Origin of the sequence: Dyella jiangningensis (genome assembly GCF_003264855.1) — a bacterium.
GTDB classification, from domain to species: domain Bacteria; phylum Pseudomonadota; class Gammaproteobacteria; order Xanthomonadales; family Rhodanobacteraceae; genus Dyella; species Dyella jiangningensis_C.
In genome coordinates this window covers 393,690-416,727 of the sequence record NZ_NFZS01000001.1, presented here as the reverse complement: position 1 = coordinate 416,727, position 23,038 = coordinate 393,690, and the positions used below count along the sequence as shown (strand labels likewise).

At 65.7% G+C, this 23,038-nt stretch carries 18 protein-coding genes and 1 pseudogene; 16 read left to right on the top strand and 3 right to left on the bottom strand.

The annotated features are described in order from the left end of the window. Positions 1 to 11 precede the first annotated feature (11 nt). The 16 genes and pseudogenes from CA260_RS01770 to CA260_RS01695 all read left to right on the top strand — a co-directional run bounded on the left by CA260_RS01770 (position 12) and on the right by CA260_RS01695 (position 17,963). Complete coding sequence (locus CA260_RS01770; RefSeq protein WP_111980749.1) at positions 12 to 1,307, top strand: hypothetical protein; 1,296 nt, start codon at positions 12 to 14, stop codon at positions 1,305 to 1,307. Beyond that, complete coding sequence (locus tag CA260_RS01765) at positions 1,300 to 2,016, top strand: hypothetical protein (RefSeq protein WP_111980748.1); 717 nt, start codon at positions 1,300 to 1,302, stop codon at positions 2,014 to 2,016. The genes CA260_RS01770 and CA260_RS01765 overlap by 8 nt, the downstream gene beginning before the upstream one ends. Further along, complete coding sequence (locus CA260_RS01760; RefSeq protein WP_111980747.1) at positions 2,009 to 4,801, top strand: AAA family ATPase; 2,793 nt, start codon at positions 2,009 to 2,011, stop codon at positions 4,799 to 4,801. Before CA260_RS01765 ends, CA260_RS01760 begins: the two co-directional genes overlap by 8 nt. 2 nt (positions 4,802 to 4,803) lie before the next feature. Beyond that, positions 4,804 to 5,127, top strand: a complete 324-nt coding sequence (locus CA260_RS01755) for an EF-hand domain-containing protein (protein WP_111980746.1) — start codon at positions 4,804 to 4,806, stop codon at positions 5,125 to 5,127. Positions 5,128 to 5,350: 223 nt separating this feature from the next. Continuing rightward, positions 5,351 to 6,700: a TCR/Tet family MFS transporter gene (locus CA260_RS01750; RefSeq protein ID WP_111980745.1), complete on the top strand. Its 1,350-nt coding sequence runs from the start codon at positions 5,351 to 5,353 to the stop codon at positions 6,698 to 6,700. Further along, positions 6,697 to 7,203: a DUF1993 domain-containing protein gene (locus tag CA260_RS01745; protein WP_111980744.1), complete on the top strand. Its 507-nt coding sequence runs from the start codon at positions 6,697 to 6,699 to the stop codon at positions 7,201 to 7,203. Before CA260_RS01750 ends, CA260_RS01745 begins: the two co-directional genes overlap by 4 nt. 101 nt (positions 7,204 to 7,304) lie before the next feature. Continuing rightward, entirely contained in the window at positions 7,305 to 7,958 is a 654-nt protein-coding gene (locus CA260_RS01740) for a DsbA family oxidoreductase (protein ID WP_111980743.1), read from the top strand. A gap of 124 nt (positions 7,959 to 8,082) precedes the next feature. After that, a complete protein-coding gene (locus tag CA260_RS01735) occupies positions 8,083 to 9,717 on the top strand; it encodes an NAD(P)/FAD-dependent oxidoreductase (protein ID WP_111980742.1) in 1,635 nt (544 codons plus the stop codon). 243 nt (positions 9,718 to 9,960) lie between these two features. Then, a pseudogene (locus CA260_RS01730) lies at positions 9,961 to 10,418 on the top strand (TonB-dependent receptor plug domain-containing protein); the annotation flags it as partial. Next, a complete protein-coding gene (locus tag CA260_RS01725) occupies positions 10,419 to 12,908 on the top strand; it encodes a TonB-dependent receptor domain-containing protein (RefSeq protein ID WP_111980740.1) in 2,490 nt (829 codons plus the stop codon). A gap of 164 nt (positions 12,909 to 13,072) precedes the next feature. After that, complete coding sequence (dinG, locus tag CA260_RS01720; protein ID WP_111980739.1) at positions 13,073 to 15,175, top strand: ATP-dependent DNA helicase DinG; 2,103 nt, start codon at positions 13,073 to 13,075, stop codon at positions 15,173 to 15,175. After that, positions 15,172 to 15,726, top strand: coding sequence for a HutD/Ves family protein (locus CA260_RS01715; protein ID WP_111980738.1), 555 nt, complete (start codon positions 15,172 to 15,174; stop codon positions 15,724 to 15,726). Before dinG ends, CA260_RS01715 begins: the two co-directional genes overlap by 4 nt. Positions 15,727 to 16,006: 280 nt before the next feature. Next, positions 16,007 to 16,585: an NnrU family protein gene (locus tag CA260_RS01710; protein WP_111980737.1), complete on the top strand. Its 579-nt coding sequence runs from the start codon at positions 16,007 to 16,009 to the stop codon at positions 16,583 to 16,585. Positions 16,586 to 16,654: 69 nt separating this feature from the next. Further along, entirely contained in the window at positions 16,655 to 16,852 is a 198-nt protein-coding gene (locus CA260_RS01705; protein ID WP_111980736.1) for a hypothetical protein, read from the top strand. Beyond that, positions 16,853 to 17,446, top strand: a complete 594-nt coding sequence (locus CA260_RS01700; protein ID WP_111980735.1) for a DUF938 domain-containing protein — start codon at positions 16,853 to 16,855, stop codon at positions 17,444 to 17,446. A gap of 97 nt (positions 17,447 to 17,543) precedes the next feature. Continuing rightward, positions 17,544 to 17,963, top strand: a complete 420-nt coding sequence (locus CA260_RS01695) for a YchJ family protein (RefSeq protein WP_202864035.1) — start codon at positions 17,544 to 17,546, stop codon at positions 17,961 to 17,963. 29 nt (positions 17,964 to 17,992) lie between these two features. Here the strand turns inward: CA260_RS01695 and CA260_RS01690 are convergent, their stop codons facing one another. The 3 genes from CA260_RS01690 to CA260_RS01680 all read right to left on the bottom strand — a co-directional run bounded on the left by CA260_RS01690 (position 17,993) and on the right by CA260_RS01680 (position 22,958). Continuing rightward, the gene (locus CA260_RS01690; protein WP_111980734.1) at positions 17,993 to 18,754 is read right to left on the bottom strand and encodes an NRDE family protein; all 762 of its coding nucleotides are present in this window, start codon (positions 18,752 to 18,754) and stop codon (positions 17,993 to 17,995) included. A gap of 92 nt (positions 18,755 to 18,846) precedes the next feature. Further along, positions 18,847 to 21,660, bottom strand: a complete 2,814-nt coding sequence (locus CA260_RS01685; protein ID WP_172461695.1) for a TonB-dependent receptor plug domain-containing protein — start codon at positions 21,658 to 21,660, stop codon at positions 18,847 to 18,849. 425 nt (positions 21,661 to 22,085) lie between these two features. Beyond that, a complete protein-coding gene (locus tag CA260_RS01680) occupies positions 22,086 to 22,958 on the bottom strand; it encodes a methylglyoxal synthase (RefSeq protein WP_111980732.1) in 873 nt (290 codons plus the stop codon). Positions 22,959 to 23,038 lie beyond the last annotated feature (80 nt).

Genomic DNA, 23,038 nt, shown 5'->3' with positions numbered 1-23,038 from the left:
CCTCGCGCTTGATGTTGCCGATCGATAGCGCCGACGCCGACGAGCGTTTGCAGGACGTACTGCGCGACGGCGTCACCGCCGAAGACCTGCCTGCCGTCTTCCCGCTGCTGCGCGGCCGCGCGCTGCTGCGCGCCTTCAGTGCCTTGTTCCATGGCGGCGAAGCACAGGTGCTGCTGCGCCTGTTGGTGCTCCGCACGCTGGGTGCACGCGCCCATGCGCCGGAGTGGGCGCCGGCGGAAATCCGCGACCAGCTCGCCTTCGTCGAGCCGGTGAAGCTGGAAACCGTGGTGCAGCGCCTGAAGGAACATGAGCTGCTGGCCTGGGACAGCGAGACGCTGCGCTATCGCGTGAGTCCGCTGGGCCGCAAGGCGCTCGCTGCCGTATCGACCTTGCTGGAATTCGAGCGCGACGACGAGGACGGCCTCGGCTACATCACCGCGCAGCTCGCCGCCGGCCAGGCGGTGGGCCGCATCTCGGCCGACGAGCTGGGGCATCTGCTCTCGCGCCTGTCCGAGCTGAAGGAAGACTTCGACCGCGCGGTGCTGTCGGGCTCCGAATACCGCATTCGTCGCGCCGCGCAGCGACTGGAGTCCGTATGGACGTGGGTGGAGAAAGGCACCGAGGTGGTGCGCGCCATCGCCGACAACGAAGACCTCGACCCGGCCGCGCACCGGCTCGCCCAAGCCGTGGGCCGCGCCCAGAGCGCGCTGTTGCGTCAGGCCGGCGTGTTTCAGCGCGAACTCAACAAGATCGACCAGCATCGCGTGCATCTTGGGCGCACCGGTCTTTCATCGTCCGACCTCGTGGCGTGGCTGCGTTCACTCACGTCTGACGCGCTGTCCCAGCACGCGGACGAAGCGCACCTGCTGCCGCTGCATCCGCCGTTCCTGCAGGACCAGATCGCGCTCGACGTCGCCGAATTCGAGTTGCTGGAACGTGAGCGCGCTGCTGCCGAAAGCACCGAACTCCCGGGCGCGGAAGCCACGCCCACCACGCACGACCTGCCCATCGACGAGGAAGACCTTTCGCCGCTGCTCGACTGGCATGGCGAACTGGCGTTGGTGATCAGCCCGCTGGAACTCACCGACGCGCTGCGTGGCGACGATTACGCGTTGAGCGCGTATCGCCTGTCGCTGCTGGGCCTGCTCGGCGATCCCGAATCCTCCGCCCTGCAGGGCCCCACCGCCGATCTCGCGCGGTTGCCGCTGCAGCTGGAAATCGAACCCCGCCTGGTGGATCCGGGCCTGGCGACGATCGCGCTGGTGAGCGCGGGTCGCCTGCATCCCAAGGACAAGAAACATGCATGACGAGATCGCCGCGCTGATCGCGCGCCTGCTCTCGCAGCGCTGGCTGCCGCGCGACGACGCGCAGGCGCGCAAGGCGCTGCTGGACGAAACCTTCCGCGAAGAGCTGGACCGCCGCCTCGCCGCGGTGGGCCTGGAGCTGCGCGAACATCCCTATTCCGCCTATATCGGCGTGGCCGTCGCACGCAGCGCCGAGCGCCATGTGTTCGGCGGCAGCGACAGCTGGATATCCAACACCTTGCAGCTCGACCGCGATGCGGTCGCGCTGCTGGTGGTGCTGTGGGCGCTGATCGTGCTGCCCAAGCGCCAGCGCCAGCTGGAACGCCAGCAGGCCGAAGCCGATGCATCGCAGACGCTGATGTTCGCCGAAGCCAAGCCGATTTCGCGCGACCCTTCGCTGTCGCCCGTGCTGGCCGAACGCACGCTGCTCGCCGACTTCGGTGACCGCCTCGGTGGCAAGACGCGCGTGAACTTCAACCTCGGCGTGCTGAGCCGCCACGGTTTCATCGTCCGCCGCAAAGGCGAACTGGCCGAAGGCCCGCTGCTCGACCTGGTGTTCGACTACGAGCGCACCGCGCGACGCATTCTCGACGGCGCGCTGGGCGACCTGCTTGCCGGCCTCACGCCGCGTGACGACGCCGAGAGCATCGATGAGCCGCTGTACGACGAGACCGACGACGCCGAGGACGGCGAGGTGATCCACGATGTTTGATTTCCGCAGCCTCGAAGTCATCCATTGGGATTACTGGCAGCGCTTCAGCCTGCCGCTGGATACCAACATCGTCACCGTGGTCGGTCCGAACGGTTCGGGCAAGACCACCCTGCTCGATGCGTTGCGCACCCTGCTCACCATCGACTGCGCCGGCAACCGCGACTACAAGAGCTATCTGCGCCACAACGGCAAGCCGTTCGCATGGCTGCGCGCACGCGTCGGCAACCTGCCCGGGCCGCGCGGCGAGCGCCCGTTCTTCCCGATCATGAATGGCGAAGTCACGCTGGCCGTGCGCATCCAGAAGAAAGGCGGCGAATGGCAGCGCCAGTACGCCGTGCTGGGCGGCGACGTCAGCATCGACGAGATCGAAGCACGCAACGATTGGCTGGGCCTGCGCGAATATCGCGTGCGCCTGGAAGGCGCCGGCCTGTCGCAGGCGATCCGTCGCGTGCTCACCCTGGAACAGGGCGCCACCGACAAGCTTTGCCAGCTCGCGCCCAAGGCGTTGCTCGATCTCGTGTTCGACGTGTTCGGCGACAAGAGCGTGCTGGAGGACTACCAGCGCGCACGCAACGAACATATCGAAGCGGACCGCGAACTGCATGGCCTGGAGCACCAGCTCTCGCTGATCGGCGTGAGCCTGCAGGAAGCCGAAGGCCGCGTGCGCTCGTGGCAGGAATGGGATGCGCTCAAGCACGAGCACACCGATCTCGTCGCCGAAACGTTGCCACGCACGGAACTGGCGGAACTGCACGCCGCCATCCGCGGCGCCCGTCCGCAGCTGCTCGGCCTCAAGCGAAAGTGCCGCGACCTGTCCGCGCGCGACGTCGAACTTCAGCTGCGCCTGCAGTCGCTGGATGCCAGCGAGGAATCGCTGCGCGGCGAACAGCACACCGCCGACCAGGCGCGCCAGCAGGCCAAGCAGCAACTGGACGACGCGCGTCGCGCCGAAACCGAAAACGCCACCCTGCTGAAGCAGGAACAACACCTGCGCAGGCTGGTCGCCGAGCAGGACGGCGCCGATCACGAAAAGCAGGGCAAGGCGCTGGTCGAAGCCCGCAGCCAGCTCGGTCGCCTGCAGAACGACGAAGCTCGCCTGCGCGACCAGCTGAGCACGCTCACCGCCCAGCTAGGCGCCTGGCGTCGCGGCCAGCGTTATACGCCGGAGTTCGAGCAGTCGTTCCGCCGTGCACTGGATGACGCCGGCATCGGCCACAGCATGCTCAGCGAGATCGTCGAGATCGTCGAGCCGCGCTGGCAGGCCGCCGTGGAAGCGGTGCTGGCCGGCTATCGCCATGTCGTGCTGCTCGACCATCCGCGCGATCGCGAAGCGGCCTGGCGCCTGGGCGAGCAGCATCGCTACAAGCACTTCGTGGTCGCCGAGCGCGCACCCGTTACACCGCCGACGCGCGGCTCACTGCTGGAAGTGGTGGATTTCACCGCCGCCGCGCCCGAATGGCTGCTGCGCCAGCTCGATCGCATCCGCCGGGTCGAAGATGTGGCCGAGGGCGCCAAGCTCGCCAAGGACCAGGACTGGATCACGCCGCAGGGCTATTTCCGCGAACGCCGCGGCGGCCGTCATCTCGGCGTCGACGACGTGTACTTCGGCAGCGCGGCGCGCGAGCGCCAGCTGCGCGAGGGCGAGGCGCGCCTGCAGTCGATCGAACAGCAGCTGCGCGCCATCACCGGACAGCGCAAGCAATGGCAGCAACAGGCCGCCGACGCCGAAAGCCTGCTGCTTGGCGCCAATGCCAGCGGCCAGCTCGCCGATCGCGCCGACGAATTTGCCGAAGCGCACGAAGCCCAGGCCGCCTTGCAGGACGACGTGCAGCGTTGCGCCGACAGCTACGCCGCCGCCGAAGCGCACTACGAAGGCGTGCGCGAGAAGCGCCTGCAGAACTCGCGCCTGCGCGACAACGAAGCGCGCGAGCACAAGCAGGTGCAGCAGCAGCTGGCCGACAGCGCACGTCAGTTCAACCAGTTCCGCAACGAGCAGGTCGATCGCCTCAAGGCGTTCCGCCACAAGCGCAGCCATGTGCGCCCCGCGCACCGCGGCCGTCGCGCCATGGCGGAACTGCGCGAACGCTACGAGTCGCCCGCCGCCGTGCGCCGTGAGATCGAGCGCATCGAGCGACGCCTCAACGAAGGCCACTGGGAAACCGACGAAGGCTGCCTGCCGTTGCGCGACAAGTACGCCAACGACCACGACGGCCTGAAGCAGGACCTGCAGCGCCGCCGCGTGCATCTGGAGCGCGCCGCGCGCATCACGCACGAGGCACGCGCCGCCTACCTCAATGTGCTGCGCAACACCGTGAAGCGCTATGCGCGCAACCTCAAGTCGCTCGCGGACCTGGCCGGCATCGGCGTCGAGGTCGATCTGCCTGAACTGTCCAACGAAGACCTGGCGCTGGCGCAGGCCGGCCTCACCGTGCGCTTCGAGTTCGACAAGAAGGGCTGGATCGGCATGGACGACGGCGAGGCATCGGGCGGCCAGCAGGTGATGAAATCGCTGTTGCTGCTGGTAGCGCTGATGCGCGACGAGGATCGCCCCGGCGGCTTCGTGTTCATCGACGAGCCGTTCGCGCACCTGGACATCTTCAACATCGACAAGGTGGGCGCGTTCCTCAAGTCCACGCGCGCGCAGTACATCCTCACCACGCCGGCCACGCACAACATCAACGTGTTCCAGCCCAGCGACCTCACCCTGGTGACCAGCAAGCGCCGCCCGGGCGCCACCTGGGCGCAGCCACTGGCCGTGCTGCGCCGTCGCACCGAGGCGGCATGACGATGCGCCGACTCGGCCTGCTGTTGCTCTTGCCCATGCTCGCGCATGCGCAGAGCACGCCGGCCGAGTACCTGCGCCTGTTCGATGTCGATGGCGACGGGCGCGTAAGCGAAGCGGAGTACATCGCGCATCTCAGCGAAGGCTTCCGGCGCCTCGACAGCAACGGCGACGGCGTGCTGGAACCCGATGAGCTGCCGGGCGGGCATGGCAAACCCATCACGCTCAGGCAGTATCAGGACAACCTGCGCCGGCAGTTCCACAAACTGGATCGCAACCACGACGGCTATCTCGACGCGCGCGAACTGACCCAGCCGCCGCAAGGCTGACGTAATTTTTCGCGTCGAAACTCCACTGTAGGAGCGCACCCAGTGCGCGATCGCGGACTGCCGGCATCTCCGCTCCGTAGGCTTTTCGCGCACTGGGTGCGCTCCTACAGGAAGAGCCATTGCCTCGCCTCTTCCCGAGGAAAGCGGCAACCCATACTGCACTGCACATCCCCCGTCACGCACAATCGGCTATCGTGCGAGCTTCGCCGCGACCCCATGCCCCATGGACCAGCCGACCATCAACGAACTTCATCCGCGCCGCCGCGCTGCGATCGCGTTCATCTTCGTCACCGTCGTGCTGGACATGCTTGCGTTCGGCATCGTGATTCCGGTGTTGCCGCATCTGATCGAGCAGCTTGCCGGCGGCGGCATCGCGAAGGCCGCGTGGTGGGTGGGCGTGTTCAGCACGGTGTTTGCCCTCGTGCAGTTCGCGTTCTCGCCGGTGCAAGGTGCGTTGTCGGACCGCTTTGGCCGACGCCCGGTGATCCTGATCTCCAACGCCGGCCTCGCCATCGATTTCTTCGTGCTCGCCATGGCACCGACCCTGTGGCTGCTGTTTGTCGCTCGCGTGGTGCTGGGCATGACGGCGGCGAGCTTCACCACGGCCAATGCGTACATCGCCGACATCACGCCCAAGGAAAAACGCGCCGCGGCCTACGGCATCCTGGGCAGCGCCTTCGGCCTGGGCTTCATCATCGGCCCGGGCCTGGGCGGCTTTCTGGGCGACATCCACCTGCGCCTGCCGTTCTGGGTGGCGGGTGGCTTGGCCGCATGCAATTTCCTTTACGGCCTGTTCGTGCTGCCCGAGTCGCTGCCGAGGGAGAAACGGACGCCGCGTTTTGAAATGCACAGCGCGCATCCGCTGGGTTCGCTGAAACTGTTGCGCCGCTATCCGTTGGTGATGGGCCTGGCAGTCGTGATGTTCCTGGTCTACCTCGCGCATTACGTGCTGCAGACCACCTTCGTGCTCTATGCGGATTACCGCTACAGCTGGGGCCCGCAAGCGGTGGGCTACGTCTTGATGCTGGTCGGCGCCTGCGACGGCTTCGTGCAGGCCGTGCTCACCCGCAAGCTCGCGCCGAAGTTCGGCGAGCGTCGACTGATGCTGGGCGGCATGCTGTGCGGCATCGGCTCGTTCCTGGTGATGGGCATGGCCCACACCGGCACGGTGTTCCTGCTCGGCATCCCGCTGATGGCGCTGTGGGGGCTTTCGCAACCGCCGATCCAGTCGTTGATGACGCATCAGGTCGATCCGACGGAGCAAGGCCGCCTGCAGGGCGCGATCAGCAGCCTGGCGAGCTTCGCCGGCATTTTCGGCCCGTTCCTGTTCGCCCAGGTGTTCTCGTTCTCCATTTCGCCGGCCTCGCGCATCCATGTGCCGGGCCTGGCTTTCCTGCTGTCGGCCGTGCTGTTGGCGGTCGGCACCGTGATCGCGTTGCGCGTTACCAGGCATGCCGGCGACCTGGCGAAGGCTGACGCCCCAGCGGATGCCGGCGTGGCTGGCGAGCTTTCCTCGGTAGTGACGCTTCAAGGCACTGTTACCACCCCCGAACCACCGGAGCATTCCCCATGACTTTGTCGATGTACCAGGCTTCCGTTCCCGTCTTCCTGCGCGCACTGAGCAACCTGCAGCACGTGTTGCGCAAAGGCGAAGCGCATGCCGAGGCCCGCAAGTACGATCCCGCGCTGCTGCTGCAGGCGCGCCTCACCGCCGACATGCTGCCGCTCACGCGCCAGGTGCAGATCGCCACCGACATGGCGAAGAACGGCACCGCGCGCCTGGCCGGCGTGGATCCGCTGAAGTTCGAGGACAACGAAACCAGCTTCGCCGAACTGCACGCACGCATCGAGCGCGCGCTCGACTACATCAAGAGTTTCAAGGCCGACCAGATCGACGGCAGCGAAACCCGCGCTGTCACCATCAAGACGCGCAACGGCGAGCAGCATTTCGAAGGCGAGGGCTACCTGTTGCACTTCGTGCTGCCGAACCTGTTCTTCCACTGCACCACCGCCTACGCCATCCTGCGCGAGGCCGGCGCCGACCTGGGCAAAACGGACTTCATCGGCAAGCCCTGAGCCCGACGCACGACGGGGAGCGGCGCCAGCGCGCCCTCCTCGCCCTTGATTGTGGGGCGGCCCGCACCCACTGAAGACGGACCTGTTCAGAGGATTCGTCCATGTCCACCCCCGCCAATCTCAAGATCGATTTCGTCTCCGACGTGGTGTGCCCCTGGTGCGCCGTCGGCCTGAAGTCGCTGGAGAAGGCGCTCGCCAGCATGGGCAGCGACGTCACGGTCGACATGCATTTCCAGCCGTTCGAGCTCAACCCGCAGATGGCGCCGGAAGGCGAAGACGTGGTGGAACACCTGGCGCGCAAGTACGGCAGCACGCCCGAGCAGATGGCGCAGAACCAGGAGGCGATCCGCCAGCGCGGCGCCGATGTGGGCTTCACCTTCAACATGGACAAGCGCAAGCGCATCGTGAATACCTTCGACGCGCACCGCCTGCTGCACTGGGCCGCTTTGCAGGGACGCCAGCCCGAGCTGAAGCAAGCGTTGCTCGCGGCCTATTTCACCGACGGCCGCGACGTGAGCTCGCGCGATGTACTGGTGGATGTGGCGGCGCAGGTGGGCCTCGACCCGGTCGAGGCGCGCCATGTGCTGGCCGAAGGCCGCTATGCGCAGGACGTGCGCGCGCAGGAACAGTTCTACCAGTCGCAGGGCGTCCGCGCGGTGCCGTCGGTAATCATCAACGACCGCTACCTGATCCAGGGCGGCCAGCCGCCCGAAGTGTTCGAGCAGACGCTGCGCAAGATCGCGGCCGAGGGGTAATCACTCCCAGGGCCGCGTTGCCCCCTCCAGGAGCGCACCCAGTGCGCGACCGCGGCCCTTATCTCCGCCCCACCGCCCGGCCATGCGAAAATGCCGGACTATCCACGTCCGACGCCCTCCCCGCATGATCCGACTCACCGACATCAAGCTACCGCTCGAGCACCCCGAAGGGGCGATCGAAGCTGCCGTGCGCGCGAAGCTCGGCCTTGGCAAGGATGCGGTGCGCCAGGTCACCGTGTTCCGCCGCGGCTACGACGCGCGCAAGCGCGGCGCCATCCAGCTGATCTACACGCTCGACGTGGAGGTGGCCGACGAGGCGGGCGTGCTCAAGCGTCACGCCGACGACAAGCACGTCCAGCCCACGCCAGACACCGGCTACCACTTCGTGGCGAAAGCGCCGGAAAACCTGGCCCAGCGCCCCATCGTGATCGGCATGGGACCATGCGGCCTGTTCGCCGGCCTGTTGCTCGCGCAGATGGGCTACCGGCCCATCATCCTCGACCGCGGCAAGGCGGTGCGCGAACGCACCGTGGATACCTGGGGCCTGTGGCGCAAGCGCAAGCTGGAGCCCGAATCCAACGTGCAGTTCGGCGAGGGCGGCGCGGGCACGTTCTCCGACGGCAAGCTGCACAGCCAGATTTCCGATCCGCACCACCATGGCCGCAAGGTGCTCAACGAGTTCGTGCTGGCCGGCGCGCCGGAGGAAATCCTCTACGTCAGCAAGCCGCACATCGGCACTTTCCGCCTCGTCACGATGGTGGAGAACATGCGCGCGACCATCGATTCGCTGGGCGGCGAGATCCGCTTCTCGCAACGCGTGGATGATTTCCTCGTCGACACCGAGACCGACGGTAAGCGCCAGATCCGCGGCGTGGTACTCGCCAGCGGCGAGCAGCTGCTGAGCGATCACGTGGTGCTCGCGGTGGGCCACAGCGCGCGCGACACCTTCTTCCAGCTGCACGAACGCGGCGTGTACATGGAAGCCAAGCCGTTCTCGATCGGCTTCCGCGTGGAACACCCGCAGTCCATCATCGACCAGGCGCGCTTCGGCCCTCAGGCCGGGCATCCGATCCTCGGCGCCGCCGATTACAAGCTGGTGCACCACTGCAAGAACGGACGCTCGGTATACAGCTTCTGCATGTGCCCCGGCGGCACGGTGGTGGCAGCGGCATCGGAACCCGAGCGCGTCGTCACCAACGGCATGAGCCAATATTCGCGCAACGAGCGCAATGCCAACGCGGCCATCGTGGTCGGCATCGATCCCAAGGATTTCGCCGCCTTCGATGACAGCGGCAGCCCGCTTGCCGGCATCGCCCTGCAGCGTGCGCTGGAGTCTCGCGCCTACGAGCTCGGCGGACGCGACTACAGCGCACCAGGTCAGCTGGTCGGCGATTTCCTGTCGGGCAAACCCTCGTCGGAATTCGGCAGCGTGCAACCCTCCTACAAGCCCGGCGTGCGCCTCACCGACCTCGCACCCGCCCTGCCCGACTACGCCATCGAAGCGATCCGCGAAGCACTGCCGGCCTTCGATCGCCAGATCAAGGGCTTCGCCATGCGCGATGCCGTGCTCACCGGCGTGGAAACCCGCACCTCCTCGCCGGTACGCATCCGCCGCGGCGAGGACTACCAGAGCCTCAACACGCAAGGCCTCTACCCTGCCGGCGAAGGCGCGGGTTATGCGGGCGGCATCCTGTCGGCCGCCGTCGACGGCATCCGCGTGGCGGAAGCAGTAGCGCGGCAGATCAACGCAACGCACTGAACCGTATTCCCTCGCCAATCCCTTCGATCACCGTCGTGCGCCGATGACAGCACGCGACGCAGTTTGCTTCCGAAAAAGACAGCGTTGTCGTCAGCCATGCGACAGCCATTTGTGATCGAATCGTAAAAACCTGCTGTTACCCCGCAACAGGTTGCGAATCCCCAATGCCGACCGCGCCCACCTCGCCGAGGTGGCGACGTGTTTTGTCGGCCTCAAAAAACCCAAACCGTAGGGAGGCGGTCCATGAAACACTCTTTCACCCATACCCGTAATCTGCTCGCGCTGGCCTGTATGGCGGCCCTCGCAGGCCCCGTCATGGCGCAGGACGCAGCCAACGCCGACGCCGGTGCGGATGCCAAGAAGGCAGCCAATCTGGAGACGGTCACCGTCACCGGCACGCGTATTTCCAATCCCAACGTGATCTCGCCCACCCCGATCAGCGTGCTGACCGCGGCTGAGATCAAGGCCACCGGCGCCGTCAACATTGGCGACCTGATGACCACCATGCCGCAGCTGTCCACCACCTTCACCATGGGCAACTCGGGCCGCTTCATCGGCACGGCTGGCGTGGCTCAGCAGGACCTGCGCAACCTGGGCACCAGCCGCACTCTGGTCCTGGTGAACGGTCGCCGCTTCGTGGGCTCCAGCGCGGGCGACACCGCGGTCGACTTAAACTCATCCCCGCCGACTGGGTCGAACGCGTGGAAATCATCACCGGTGGCGCCTCGGCCGTTTACGGTGCGGATGCCGTGACCGGCGTGGTCAACTTCATCCTCAAGAAGAATTACCAGGGCGCCAACCTGCATGCGCAGCTCGGCACGTCGGAACACGGCAACTTCAACAAGGGCCTGTTCTCACTCACCGGCGGCATGAACTTCGCTGACAACCGCGGCAACATCGCGGCATCGGTGGAGCATAGCGACCAGGACAACCTGATGTTTCGCGACCGCTTCGGCCATAAGGCCTACGCGACGATCAAGACGCCGAATGGCCCGACCGATACCGCACTGTTCAACAACGCGGGCGGCTACAACCGCATCGACGCCGGCACCTTCTCGCTCGGCGGCACCACCGACATCACCAAGCGCTACGTGTTCAACCCGGATGGCACCATCCGCAAGCAGCGTTTCGACGGCATCTACGACAACGCCGCCCAGTGCCAGGACTGCGATCGTTCGGACAACAACCAGTACGTGCAACTGCAGCCGAAGTACGGCCGCACCACGCTGAGCGCCCTCGCCAGCTACGACATCACGCCGGACCATCGCCTGTACGCCGAAGGCACCTACAGCCACGTCGACGTCAAGACGTATTCGTCGCCGGCCTTCGACAGCACGCGCGCCGGTGGCCGCGGTTACGTCATCACACGCGATAACGCCTACATCACACCGGATCTTGCCGCGCTGATGGACGCTAACAAGCTGAAGTCGATCCGCGTCTCCCGCATCGACGGCGATGCCGGCGTGCGCGGCGAAGATACCAAGCGCGACACCTCGCGTGCCGTGTTTGGCGCCAACGGCGTGATCGCCAGCGACTGGCAGTACGACGCCTCGCTGAACTACGGCGTGACGGACGAGACGCGCCACAATCTCAACAATCGCATCCACGACCGCTTCTTTGCATCCATCGATGCAGTGCGCGATCCAAAGACCGGCAACATCGTCTGCCGCTCCACCATCAACCCGAACTACGTCAACCCGAACCACATCAACGTGGCGCAGAACACCCGTGGCGGCGTACTCGATCCGATCGCCCTGGGTGGCGGCTGCGTGCCCACCAGCATCTTCGGCGCTGGCGTGATCAATCCAGCGGCGGCGCAGTGGTTCAACACCACCACGACCACTTCTTCGCGTCTGACGCAGTTCGTGGGTGGCGGCTCGGTCACCAATAACAACCTGTTCCAGATGCCGTTCGAGGCGGGCGCCGCCAGCGTGGCCGCAGGCATCGAATACCGTCGCGAGACCAGCAGCCAGACCACCGATCCGCTCGACCAGCAGGGCCTGACCTTCCTCAACGCCATCCCGAGTTCGAGCGGCGACTACAACGTGAAGGAAGGCTATATCGAAACGGCGCTGCCGCTGATCTCCGGCCGTCCGTTCGCACAGAACCTGACCTTCGACGCGGCGGCACGCTTCTCCGACTACAGCACCATCGGCCACACCAAGGCATGGCGCTGGGGCCTCGACTGGTCGATCGTCGACGATCTGCGTCTGCGCGGCACCATGTCCAGCGCCGTGCGCGCGCCGAACATCGGTGAGCTGTTCGGTGGCCTGTCACAGAACTTCTTCACGGTGACCGACCCCTGCTCGGCCAACGAGTTGAAGAACGGCAAGGACCCGTCGGTGCGTGCCGCAAACTGTGGAGCGCTGGGTATTCCGGCAGGCTGGCAGTCCACCCGTACCTCGTCCATCCAAGGCCTGTCGGGAAGCAATCCGGATCTGAAGCCGGAACAGGGTCGTACCTGGACCGCGGGCATGGTGATCACGCCCCGCTTCCTCGACGGCTTCGGGCTGACGCTGGACTACTGGAACATCAAGCTGACCAACGCGATCACCGCGCCGGGCGGCTCGGACATCGCCGACCGCTGCGTCGATGCGCCGAGCGGCATCAGCAACATCTACTGCCTGAATGCATCGCGCGATCCGGCGTCGCATGAGCTGGTGTCGATCCGTTCGCTCAACCAGAACATCTCGGCCCTCAGCACCTCGGGCGTGGACATTGGCGCCTACTATTCGACCCAGGTGGGCAGCGGCACGCTGAAATTCAACCTCGACGCCACCAAGGTGATCGCGTTCACCGAGCATCCGTTCCAGGATGATCCGGACTCGACCATCCAGGACAACGGCACGCTGGGTTATCCGAAATGGAAGGCGGTGCTCTTCACCACGTACTCGTGGAACCACTGGGTGTTCAATTGGAACATGCGCTATTTCTCTTCGATGCTGCGTGTGAGCAACGAGAGCTACCAGTCGAACCCGACGCAGACCACGCCGATCAAGGCCGGCGCAGGCTTCTTCAACGATGCCCGTGTCAGCTATGCGTTCCCGAACAGTGGCTGGCAGGTCTATGGCGGCGTCACCAACGTGTTCGACCGTGATCCGCCGACCAACCTGTTCGGCACGGGCTTCGGCTCGGGCCTGTACGACGCGATCGGCCGCGCCTACTACGCGGGTTTCAACTACAACTTCTGACCTGGGTGGCAGCCCGGGAGCTTGGGGTGGAAGGGCCGGCCTAGCCGGCCCTTCCTTTTTTGCGCAAGACGGTGCCGGGGCTGGGTTTTCCGCACGATCCGGCAGACCCGGTCCGGGCATGAGAGAATGCACGACCGACGCGACACCACGCGCCCATTCGCCGCATGCTCACCGACACCACCAAAGACGCGATCCGCGCCGCCTATACGCGCCTGAAAGAAGGCCTGCCGGGCTTTCGTGCGCGCGCGTCGCAGGGAAAGATGATCGCCGAGGTGGCCAAGGCCCTGGCGCAGGAAGGTGGCGCGGCGGTGATCGAGGCGCCGACCGGCACCGGCAAGTCAATGGCCTATCTGATCGCCGGCGCGGAAGTGGCGCGGGCGCAGAAGAAGAAGCTGCTGATTGCCACGGCTACCGTGGCGCTGCAGGAGCAGCTGGTCCAGCGCGATATCCCGCTCTATCTCAAGCTCAATGGCACCGAGGCGAAGGTCGCGCTGGCCAAGGGCCGCGGCCGCTACCTGTGCCCGCGCAATCTCGCCATGGCCAGCAACAGTCTCAACGAGACGGCCCAGATGGGCCTGGGCTTCGATGCGGATCTCGCGCTGTGGAGCAAGCCGCCGCAGGAGCGCGACAAGAAGGCCTTGTCCAAGCTGGCCGACCTGTTCGATCGCCACGAATGGGATGGCGACATCGATGCGGCGCCCGAACCGATCAGCGACGTGCTGCGCCCCATGATCACCACCAGCGCGGGCGGCTGCACGGGTCGCAAGTGCGGGATGTTCATGAATTGTCCGTTCTTCGCCGCACGCCGCGCCGTGGGCGACGCCGACATCATCGTGGCCAACCAGGACCTGGTGCTGGCCGACCTCACCATGCCGCGCGAAGAGGACGGTTTCGGCGGCGTGATCCTGCCCAAACCCGACGAGACGCTGTACATCTTTGACGAAGGCCACCACGTGCCAGGCAAGGCGATCGATCGCGGCGCCGCCGAGGTCTACATGAATGCCGCCGTGCGCCAGCTGAGCCGCCTGGGCCGGCAGATCCACGCCGCGTATTCGCTCACCGACAAGGAAGTGATCGGCAAGCTCGCGCTGGATGCCGGCGACCAGAAGCTGCAGGAACTCAGCGACGCGCTGGAAGAACTGGAAAAGGAAATCCGCCTCGGCTGGCTGCCCTCGCCCGACGACGACGAGCCGATGTATCGCGGCTCGCTCGGCCAGTTGCCGGAGGCCTGGGTGGAGCACGCGCGTGCGCTCTATGTGTTTACCGGCGAGATCGAACGCTGGGTGGGCGCCGTGCGCCGCGCGGTGCTGGAGATGACCGAGAGCGGCCCCACGCACGAAGCGCTGTCGCGCGAGCTGGGCATGGCGCTGGAGCGCATCGATCGCCAGCTGCGCACGTGGCGTGCATGGTCGGCATCGGATGGCGAAAATGCGCCGCCGCTGGCGCGCTGGGTGACCATGAGTGCCGACCAGCAACTGATCTGCCACGCGTCGTCCGTGTCGGCCGGCGGACTGCTGCGCAGCGTGCTGTGGGGCAATGCGAGCGCAGTGGTGATGACCTCCGCGACACTGAGCGCGGGCGGCAATTTCCGCGGTTTTGCCGATGCGGTGGGACTGCCGGACGAAGCCGTGACACTGAGCCTGCCCTCGCCGTTCGACCTCGCTGCGCAGGCTCGACTGGAAGTGCCTGCCCTGCGCGCCCTGCCCGATGCGCGCGAAGAGCACGTGCAGGAAATCTGCGACTGGCTCGCCGCGAATCTCGATTGGTCGGCCGGCAACCTCGTGCTGTTCACCTCGCGCATGAAGCTCGATCGCGTGCTGCAGAAGCTGCCGATCGAATACGTGCGCAAGGTGCGCGCGCAGGGCTCGCTCGGCAAGGCGCAGCTGGTGGCCGAACACATCGCCGATATCGAAGCCGGCAAGGGCAGCACGCTGTTCGGCCTCGCGTCGTTCGGCGAAGGTCTCGACCTGCCGGGCAAGCTCTGCGAAACCGTGGTGATCACGCAGCTGCCGTTCGCCGTCCCCACCGATCCCGTCGGCGCGACCTATGCGGAATGGCTGGAATCGCGCGGGCGCAATCCCTTCATCGAAGTCACCGTGCCCGAAGCGACGCGCCTGCTTACGCAGTACTGCGGCCGCCTGATCCGCACGGAAACCGACCGCGGCCGCATCGTGCTGCTGGATCGGCGCGTGGTGCTCAAACGCTACGGCGAGCGCATGCTCAGGGCGCTGCCGCCCTTCACCCGCGTCATCGAGAAAGTGGCATGAGCTTCCACGTCATCCGCAGGTCCGATACGCAACCGCAGCCGTGGAAGAACGGCATGGGCACCACGCGCGAGATCGCGCGCTTTCCCACCGACGCGGGCAATGACGATTTCCTCTGGCGCGTGAGCGTGGCCGAGGTGAACAGTGCGGCGCCGTTCTCGACGTTTCCCGGCATCGATCGTCAGATCGTGCTGCTGGAAGGCGATGGTTTCACCATGACACTCGACGGTGCACGCGAGCACGCGCTGGTCGTTCCCTTTGAGCCGTTCGCGTTTTCGGGCGAAGCACGCGTGGAAGTGACCATGGCCGGCGGCGCGACGCAGGATTTCAACCTGATGATCCGCCGCGCATGGGGACGTGGCGAGGTGCGCGCACTCACGCAGGCCGGGAGTCATGAGCCGGATCCGTCGTGCGTGCTGCTGTATGTCGCGCGCGGCACCGTGACGACCATCGATGGCGATCTTCAGGCAGGCGATGCGTGGCTGCCGGATCGCAGCCCGTTCGAACTGGCCGAAGGTTCCATCGTGTTGCTGGCGCTGGCGCAGCCGAACTGAAGGTTTCGATTCACTCCCCTTTTTGCAGGAGCGCATCCACTGCGCGACCCACCTGGCGGAGACCCACGCCCGACGCGGGATGCGATGTCGCGGTCGCGCACTGGGTGCGCTCCTACAGGCAAGCCCGCATCATCCAGCCGGATGCCCCACGACTGTCCCGAGATGCGATGTCGCGGTCGCGCACTGGGTGCGGTCCTACAGGCAAGCCTGCGCCATTGTCATCTCTGGACACCGCTTGCCCGTATGATCAGGCTGTTCCGCCAACCCTACAGGTGAGCCCATGGCAGTGCTGATCCTCGGTCTGGTCTTGTTCCTCGGCGTGCATTCCATCCGCATTTTCGCCAACGACTGGCGCAACCGGCAGATCGCACGGCTGGGCGAGAAGGGCTGGAAAGGCCTGTACACGCTGGTCTCCATCGCGGGATTCGCCCTGATCATCTGGGGCTTCGGCATGGCGCGGCAGCAACCGGTGCTGCTGTACATGCCGCCGATGTGGCTGCGTCATCTCAACGCGCTGTTCACCCTGGTCGCCTTCATCCTGGTGGTTGCCGCCTACGCGCCCGGCAATCACTTCAAGGCAAGGCTCGGCCACCCCATGCTGGCCGGCGTGAAGACCTGGGCCTTCGGCCATCTGCTCGCCACCGGCATGCTGCACGACGTCGTGCTGTTCGGCGCCTTCCTGCTGTGGGCCGTGGTCGATTTCATCAGCGCCCGTCGCCGCGATCGCGCCGCGGGCGTCACCTACCCGGCCGGCACGATGAAGGGCGATGTCATCGTGGTGGTGGCCGGTGTGGTGGTCTGGGCGGTATTCGCGTTCTGGCTGCATGGTTGGCTGATCGGCGTGAAACCGATGGGGTGAAAGTAGTCATCTACGCGCGACGGCGCCGCTGGGCTACAGTGGCGCCGTTTCCGGGATGAGGATCGGGCCATGGCTGCCTTCCTGCTCTGGTTGTTGCTGCTGGTGTTCTGCTGGCCGCTCGCGTTGTTGGCGATCGTGCTGTATCCCATCGTGTGGCTGCTGACGCTGCCGTTGCGTCTGGTAGGCATCACCGTCGGCGCGGCATTCGCCTTCCTTGGCGCACTGTTGATGCTGCCGGCACGCGTCCTGCGCGGACGGCCCGTGTAAGTGGAAAAGCCCAGCGCGCCCTCATGCGAGCGCAACCGCGAGCCGATCCTCGATGTGCTGCGTGGCGCGTTCGCGGATCGTCGCGACGTGCTGGAGATCGGCAGTGGCACGGGCCAGCACGCGGTGTATTTCGCCCGGGCCATGCCGGGCCTGCGCTGGCAATGCTCCGATCGCGAGGAAAACCTGCCAGGCATCCGGCTGTGGCTGGACGAGGCGAGCCTGCCGAATACGCCGCCACCGATCGAACTGGATGTGGGCGGCGCATGGCCCTCGCACCGCTACGATGCGGTGTTCAGCGCCAACACGCTGCACATCATGGGGTGGGACGAGGTCGAGCTGCTGTTCGATCATCTCGGCGAGGTGACCACCGACGATGCCATCGTCACCGTCTACGGCCCCTTCAATTACGCCGGTCGCTACACCAGCGACAGCAACGCCGAATTCGACCAGTGGCTGCAGGCCCGCGGCTCGCACATGCGCATCCGTGACGCCGAAGCCGTGGATGCCTTGGCCGAAGTGGCTGGCTTCGATCTGATCGACGACATCGCGATGCCGGCCAACAACCGCATGCGCATCTGGCAACGTCGGCGCTGACCGCTCCGCCCGCACCCACCCGCCTGGTTGGCATTCGGGAGCAAAAGGCGTCACGATGCGCGGCAGAGGCGCGCGCCGTGCCGCGTCACAGCCAGCCATGCGACCCTACGTGCAAGCCATCGATACCTTGACGCCCTGCCCGTGTGGCAATGACGCCGGCTATGCCCGTTGCTGCGGCCTGCTGCACGAAGGCGGCGTGGCAACCACGGCGGAACAACTGATGCGTTCGCGTTACAGCGCCTACGTGCTCAAGCGCGAGGATTACCTGCTGGCGACCTGGCACGACAGCACGCGGCCCGCGCACCTCAAGCTCGCCGCGCAGCAGCCCGCGCCGACCTGGCTGGGGCTGACCGTGAAGCGCCACGAGACGTCGGGTGACCAAGCCGTGGTGGAATTCGTGGCGCGGCTGCGCTACGGCGGCGGCAAGGCGCAACGCATGCACGAGATCAGCCGCTTCGTGCGCGAAGGGGGCCGCTGGTTCTACGTGGACGGCGAATTTCCCGGCAAGGTCGACTGACGGCTGCCTTTCCCTTGGGGGAGCGCACCCTAACGCCCCAGGGGAATGGCCGTCTCGCCTTCTTCGCGTCCGAACGGACCAAAGCGACGCTCCACCACCACGCCGCGCCCGTCGTAACCGATGGCCACCACGGTGCTCGCCCGCGTGCCATAGCGCTCACCGCTGATGAAGGCCGAGGACAGCCAGCGCTCCCGCTCCAACCCGATACCCGTGTCCGGCAGCTGCTCGTCCGGGTAGCCATGGGGATCGGCGAGCGCGGCGAACAGCGGCGCGAAATCGTCGGCGTCGCCGTCGGCGATCCATGCCGCCATCCGCTGCATCAGGGCGCGCGTCTTCGGCCAGGGCGTGTTGAAGTCGGCATTGGAGAGGCCGTGCACGCCAGGCGTGATCGCCTGCGCGCGCGGCTCCGGACGATTGCCGAGATAGAACGCGGCGTTCGCATCGAACGTGAGCAGGTTGAAGGGACGGTAATCCGCCGCGGTTGCCAGCAGCGCCGTGGCGTGTGCGGTGGCGTCGATGCTGCCGCCCAGGTAATCCAGCGCCAGTAGGCCGCGCGATCGTCCAAGCTGCGGATCGCGCGGATCGCGGACGTTGGTGACCACGCTGCAGCGGCCATCGTCGGTGACGCCCAGCCAGGTGCCGCCGGCTTCGAGGTCCTTGCCCGCCACGATGGCCGGACTGGGCCAACGGGCCAGCGGCGCGCTGGGGCGCGCATGGAATTCGTCGCGATTGCCCGCCAGCAGCAGGCGCCAACGAGGATGGTGGTTCCAGGCAAAGGCAATCAGGCACATGCCGGCATTGTCGGCAACACCCGCCGGCAATGCCAGTGGACAGGGCAGCGTACTCGATGTCCGTCCGCCGCCCTGTCGTTTCCCGTGGCCGGCTACATCTTCACCTTCACGCCAAGGTTGAAGAAGCGCCCCACGATGCCCGAGTAACCATACGTCGGGTTGTAGTTGTTGGCAGCGTAGTTGATCGGGTCGAGCGGCGGCTTGCGATCGAACGCATTCATGATCGAGCCGAACACGGACACATGCTCGTTGAAGTCGTAGCTGCCGGTGAGGTCGAACGTGGTGATCGAGGACATATGGCAGTCCGCGGGGAAGTTCGCGCCCGTGATGGTGTTGGTGGAGAAGCATCCCGAGGAAACATCAGGCACGACGAACGATTCGCCGCTGGTGTAGTAGAAGGTGCCGGTCACCGTCAGCGCCTTCCACATCACGGTATTCGCCCAGGATGCGCGCGTGCGCGGCGTGCCGGCGCCCGAGGACAGCTGGTACGGGCCATGCGTGCCGACGAAACGCTGCTCCGAGCCGTCCTGCAGATAGAGATTCCATTCGAAGATCTGCGTGGCATTGAGCTCGCTGATCCAGCGCCAGTCGTCATTGAACTTGAAATCGCCACGCAGGTCGGCGTCCAGGCCATTCGTCTCTAGCCGGTTCTCGTTCACGTACAACGCCTCGACCACGATCGGCCGTGGCAGCGCCGCCGGGTTCTGTGGATCCGGATTGTCCGCGACCACCGCCGTATTCGGCGGCAACGGCAGGCCCGCGTAATACGCATCCAGTACCGCACTTGAATCAGCCGCGGTGATCACGCCCGACTTCTTGATGTCGTAGTAGTCCAGCGAAAGGCTGATCGGCTGCCAAGGCTGGATCACGATGCCGAACGTATAGCTCTCCGATTTCTCGGGCTTGATGTTCGGATTGGCCGCGGTGAGGAAGCCCAGCGGGTAAGGCTGCACATAGCCGTTGTTGCCATGGGCGGCCTGGAAGTCGGACGGTGGCGTATAGGTGGTGAAGCCTTCGGACGCGCTCGAACCGTTTTCCGCAAAGCTCGGGGCGCGGAAACCCTGCGAGTAGGTGCCGCGAATCGCCAGCATGTCGATCGGCTTCCACTTGAAGCCCGCCTTCGGTGACACGTTGCTGCCGAAGTCCGAGTAGTGGTCGTAGCGCCCTGACAGATCCAGTTCCAGCGACTGCAGCAGCGGCATCACCACTTCGCCGTAGACGCCATAGACGTTGCGCTTGCCGATGGTATGCGCGATGCCCAAGCCCTGCGCGGCGAGATCGGGATTGAGGTCCGGATCGTGCTGTGCCTCGTGGCGAAAATCAGCGCCGACGCCCAGGCCCATCGGGCCGCCATCCATCTCCCACAACTCGCGCGATGCACGGAAGTCAATCGAATCCATGTCCGTGGTGGAGGTCTTGTTCAAGGTGGGCGACAACGCCGCCATCGTCGCGCCGGAATTGGCCGACGGGTTGATGAAGTTGTAGGTGCCGTTGGTGATATCGCTGATCAGCTGGTTGTAGTTGAGATAGCCGTAGTTGTTGATGTCCAGCCAGGTGTGATTGATGACCAGGGCGCTGTCGTAGTCCCAACCCCAGGCATGTCCCTTGACGCCGGCGGCCACGCGCAGGTTGTGGTTGGTGTCGTCGATCGCGCCGAACTGCAAGCCGGGGAAGGCATAGTTGATCAGTGCGTACTGGCCCTGTGCCGCAAACGGATTGTTCGGGTTGAGCGATCCGTCAGCCAGCGTCGGCGGCAAGGTGATCGCATTGGTGTTCTTCGGCGTGCTGGTCTGGATCTGCGGCGGCACCGCCGTGGACTGCACTTCGTTCTGGAAGTAACTGGCGGACAGATAGGCCGTCGCGTCATCGCCCAGCTTGACGGTAAAGCGGCCATACAAGCCCAGGCGCTGCTGCTCCGGTGCGATCTGGGTGTCTTGCCCCGTCTGGTTCTGCGCGCAGTAACTGCCGGGGTTGTTCGGGTCGTTGGTGACCTGGGTGGAATCGGAACCGCAGGGGCGCAATATCTGCGCGACGGCGCCAGGCAACGGCACGCCGGACGTGAGGTCGCCCGGTCGGGTCAACATCGCAGGCGTCACCGTGCCATAGGTCGAGCCGAGATTGAGGCTGGGCTGGCCCTGGATCAGGTTGTTGCCGCCGATCGAGGACAGATCCGTCGTGTTGTATGGAAAGCCCCGGTCCTTGAGCTTGATCTGATCGTCCTTCTGGTATTCCACGCTGATATAGGCGTTGTGGCCATCCTTGTCCAGGTCACCGCCACCGATCAGGCCCTCAAAGCGCGTCGTGGTACCGCCGCCGTGCTGTGAGGTACCGATTTCTGCCGTGGCCTCGCCGCCCTTGTAGCTGGGCTTGAGGATGATGTTCACCACGCCGGCGATCGCATCGGCGCCATACAGCGACGAGGCACCGTCCTTCAGTACGTCGATGCGCTCCACTGCATTGACGGGAATGGTGTTGAGATCGACGAAGGTGCGCTGACCATCATCGGCCAGCGCATAGTTCGCGCTGCGCCTGCCGTCGATCAGCACCAGCGTGGAGTTCACGGTCAGGCCGCGCAACGCCACGCCCGACGAACCGGCCGCGAAGCCCGCGGTAAATGCCGTGGGAATGCTGCCGCTGTTGTCGGCCGATATCGCACGCACGACGTCGCTGACGGTTTTCAGGCCGCTACGCTCGATCTGCGCGGCGGTGATGACGGTGACGGGTGATGGTGTTTCGACGTCGACGCGGGGCAGCGCCGAACCGGTTACGGTGATGGTCTGAAGTTGTTTGGCCTGCTGGTCCGACGGCGCCGCCGGCGGCGGGTTGTTGTCCTGGGCTGAAACAGTGGCGGATGTCGAGGCGACAAAGAGTGCAGCCAACGACAAGGCAAGCTTGTTGCGCTTCATGGCGATCTCCTCTTGTGGGGTCTGGGGAAGGACCCGTGTGCGCCCGTCCCGGCATTGCATCGGGACAGCCGAAAGAGAAAAGCAGCCAATAACCGGTCAGGCGCGGATGGACTATTTCACTCGCGCCAGCGCATCACAAGTACGTAACAACGGCCCCACATTGTCATAGCCATGCGGAATTTCTTGCGCGGAAACCGCCGAACAGCGAGTCTCGCCGAACAATGTCATCGGTACGGTGATGATCGCGGTCGATCACCGCTCTTCATGGCATTGCGGATGGATGTCTGGACATCCAAACCGGTGCTGCTTCGCAGCACTTGCATATTGCGCGCCATGTCGATTTCATCGAAAACCGCGACAAAACCTCGACGTTCCATCAAGGATTCGCGCTGCCGCGACCGCCAGCAAAACCCTGGAAAGCGGCCTCAGCGGCGGGCCTTTCGCAACCGCGCACCTTCCGCCCAGCGCGCGGCCACGCGCGGAGAGGTGATGCAGGCCGCCTCGTCGGTACGCGTGGTGACGGCGCGTTCCAGCAGCTGGATGTCGGCCTCGTGCTGGCGCGCCACGTGCGGGTCCTCGAAGAAGATCGCACGCTGACAACGGCGTTCGAGCACCAGGTCGGCGATCTGCGCATCGCCGCCCATCGGTCCGCTCTGGTAACGCTCCACCCAGGCCGAGTCGCTGGGCCAGCCGCGGCTCCACGCCAGCTCGTTGAGCCGCTGGCCAGTGGTGCCCGTGCCGACGCGTCGCGCAAAGCGGGACAACACGTCGAAGTGCTCCGACGCGTAGGCCAGCATCTGCGGCTTCATCGCGTCATGGGCGATCAGCGCCATGGTCTGGGTCTCCAGCGCATGCAGGCTGTCCGCACCGGGATCGGGCGCAAGACCGGCATGCACGCGTTCCATCTCGATCCAGTCGCGCGCGGTGGCGACGGTCGAGATGAAAGGCTTGCCGTGGATCACGCACTGGCGCTTGAGCGCGATGGCTTCCGGAAAAATGGATGACGGGTCGACCGGATCGATCAGATAGATGGCGCCATCGAGGACGCGCCCTTCGCCGAGCCCGACCACTTCGGCGACAAGTTTCATCAGGCCGCCTTCGCGCCCATACGGGTAGCGGCGCAACGGCGCGTAGTTTTCCAGATGCCCCGCGCGCTGGATGGCGTCATACGTGCGCCCTACCGCATGCAACCCCAGGTCCAGTTCGCGGACGCCCGCTTCACAGGCACGCAGCCAGCGGAACAGCGCGGCATCGGCCTGCGCGTGATGGAGTTGGTTGGCGGCGAGGCCAAGGCGCATGGGTTTCGCTCCGGGAAATCAAAATTCGGCCGCACTGCGGCGGTCGACACGGATAATAGCTTCCCCTGTAGGAGCGCACC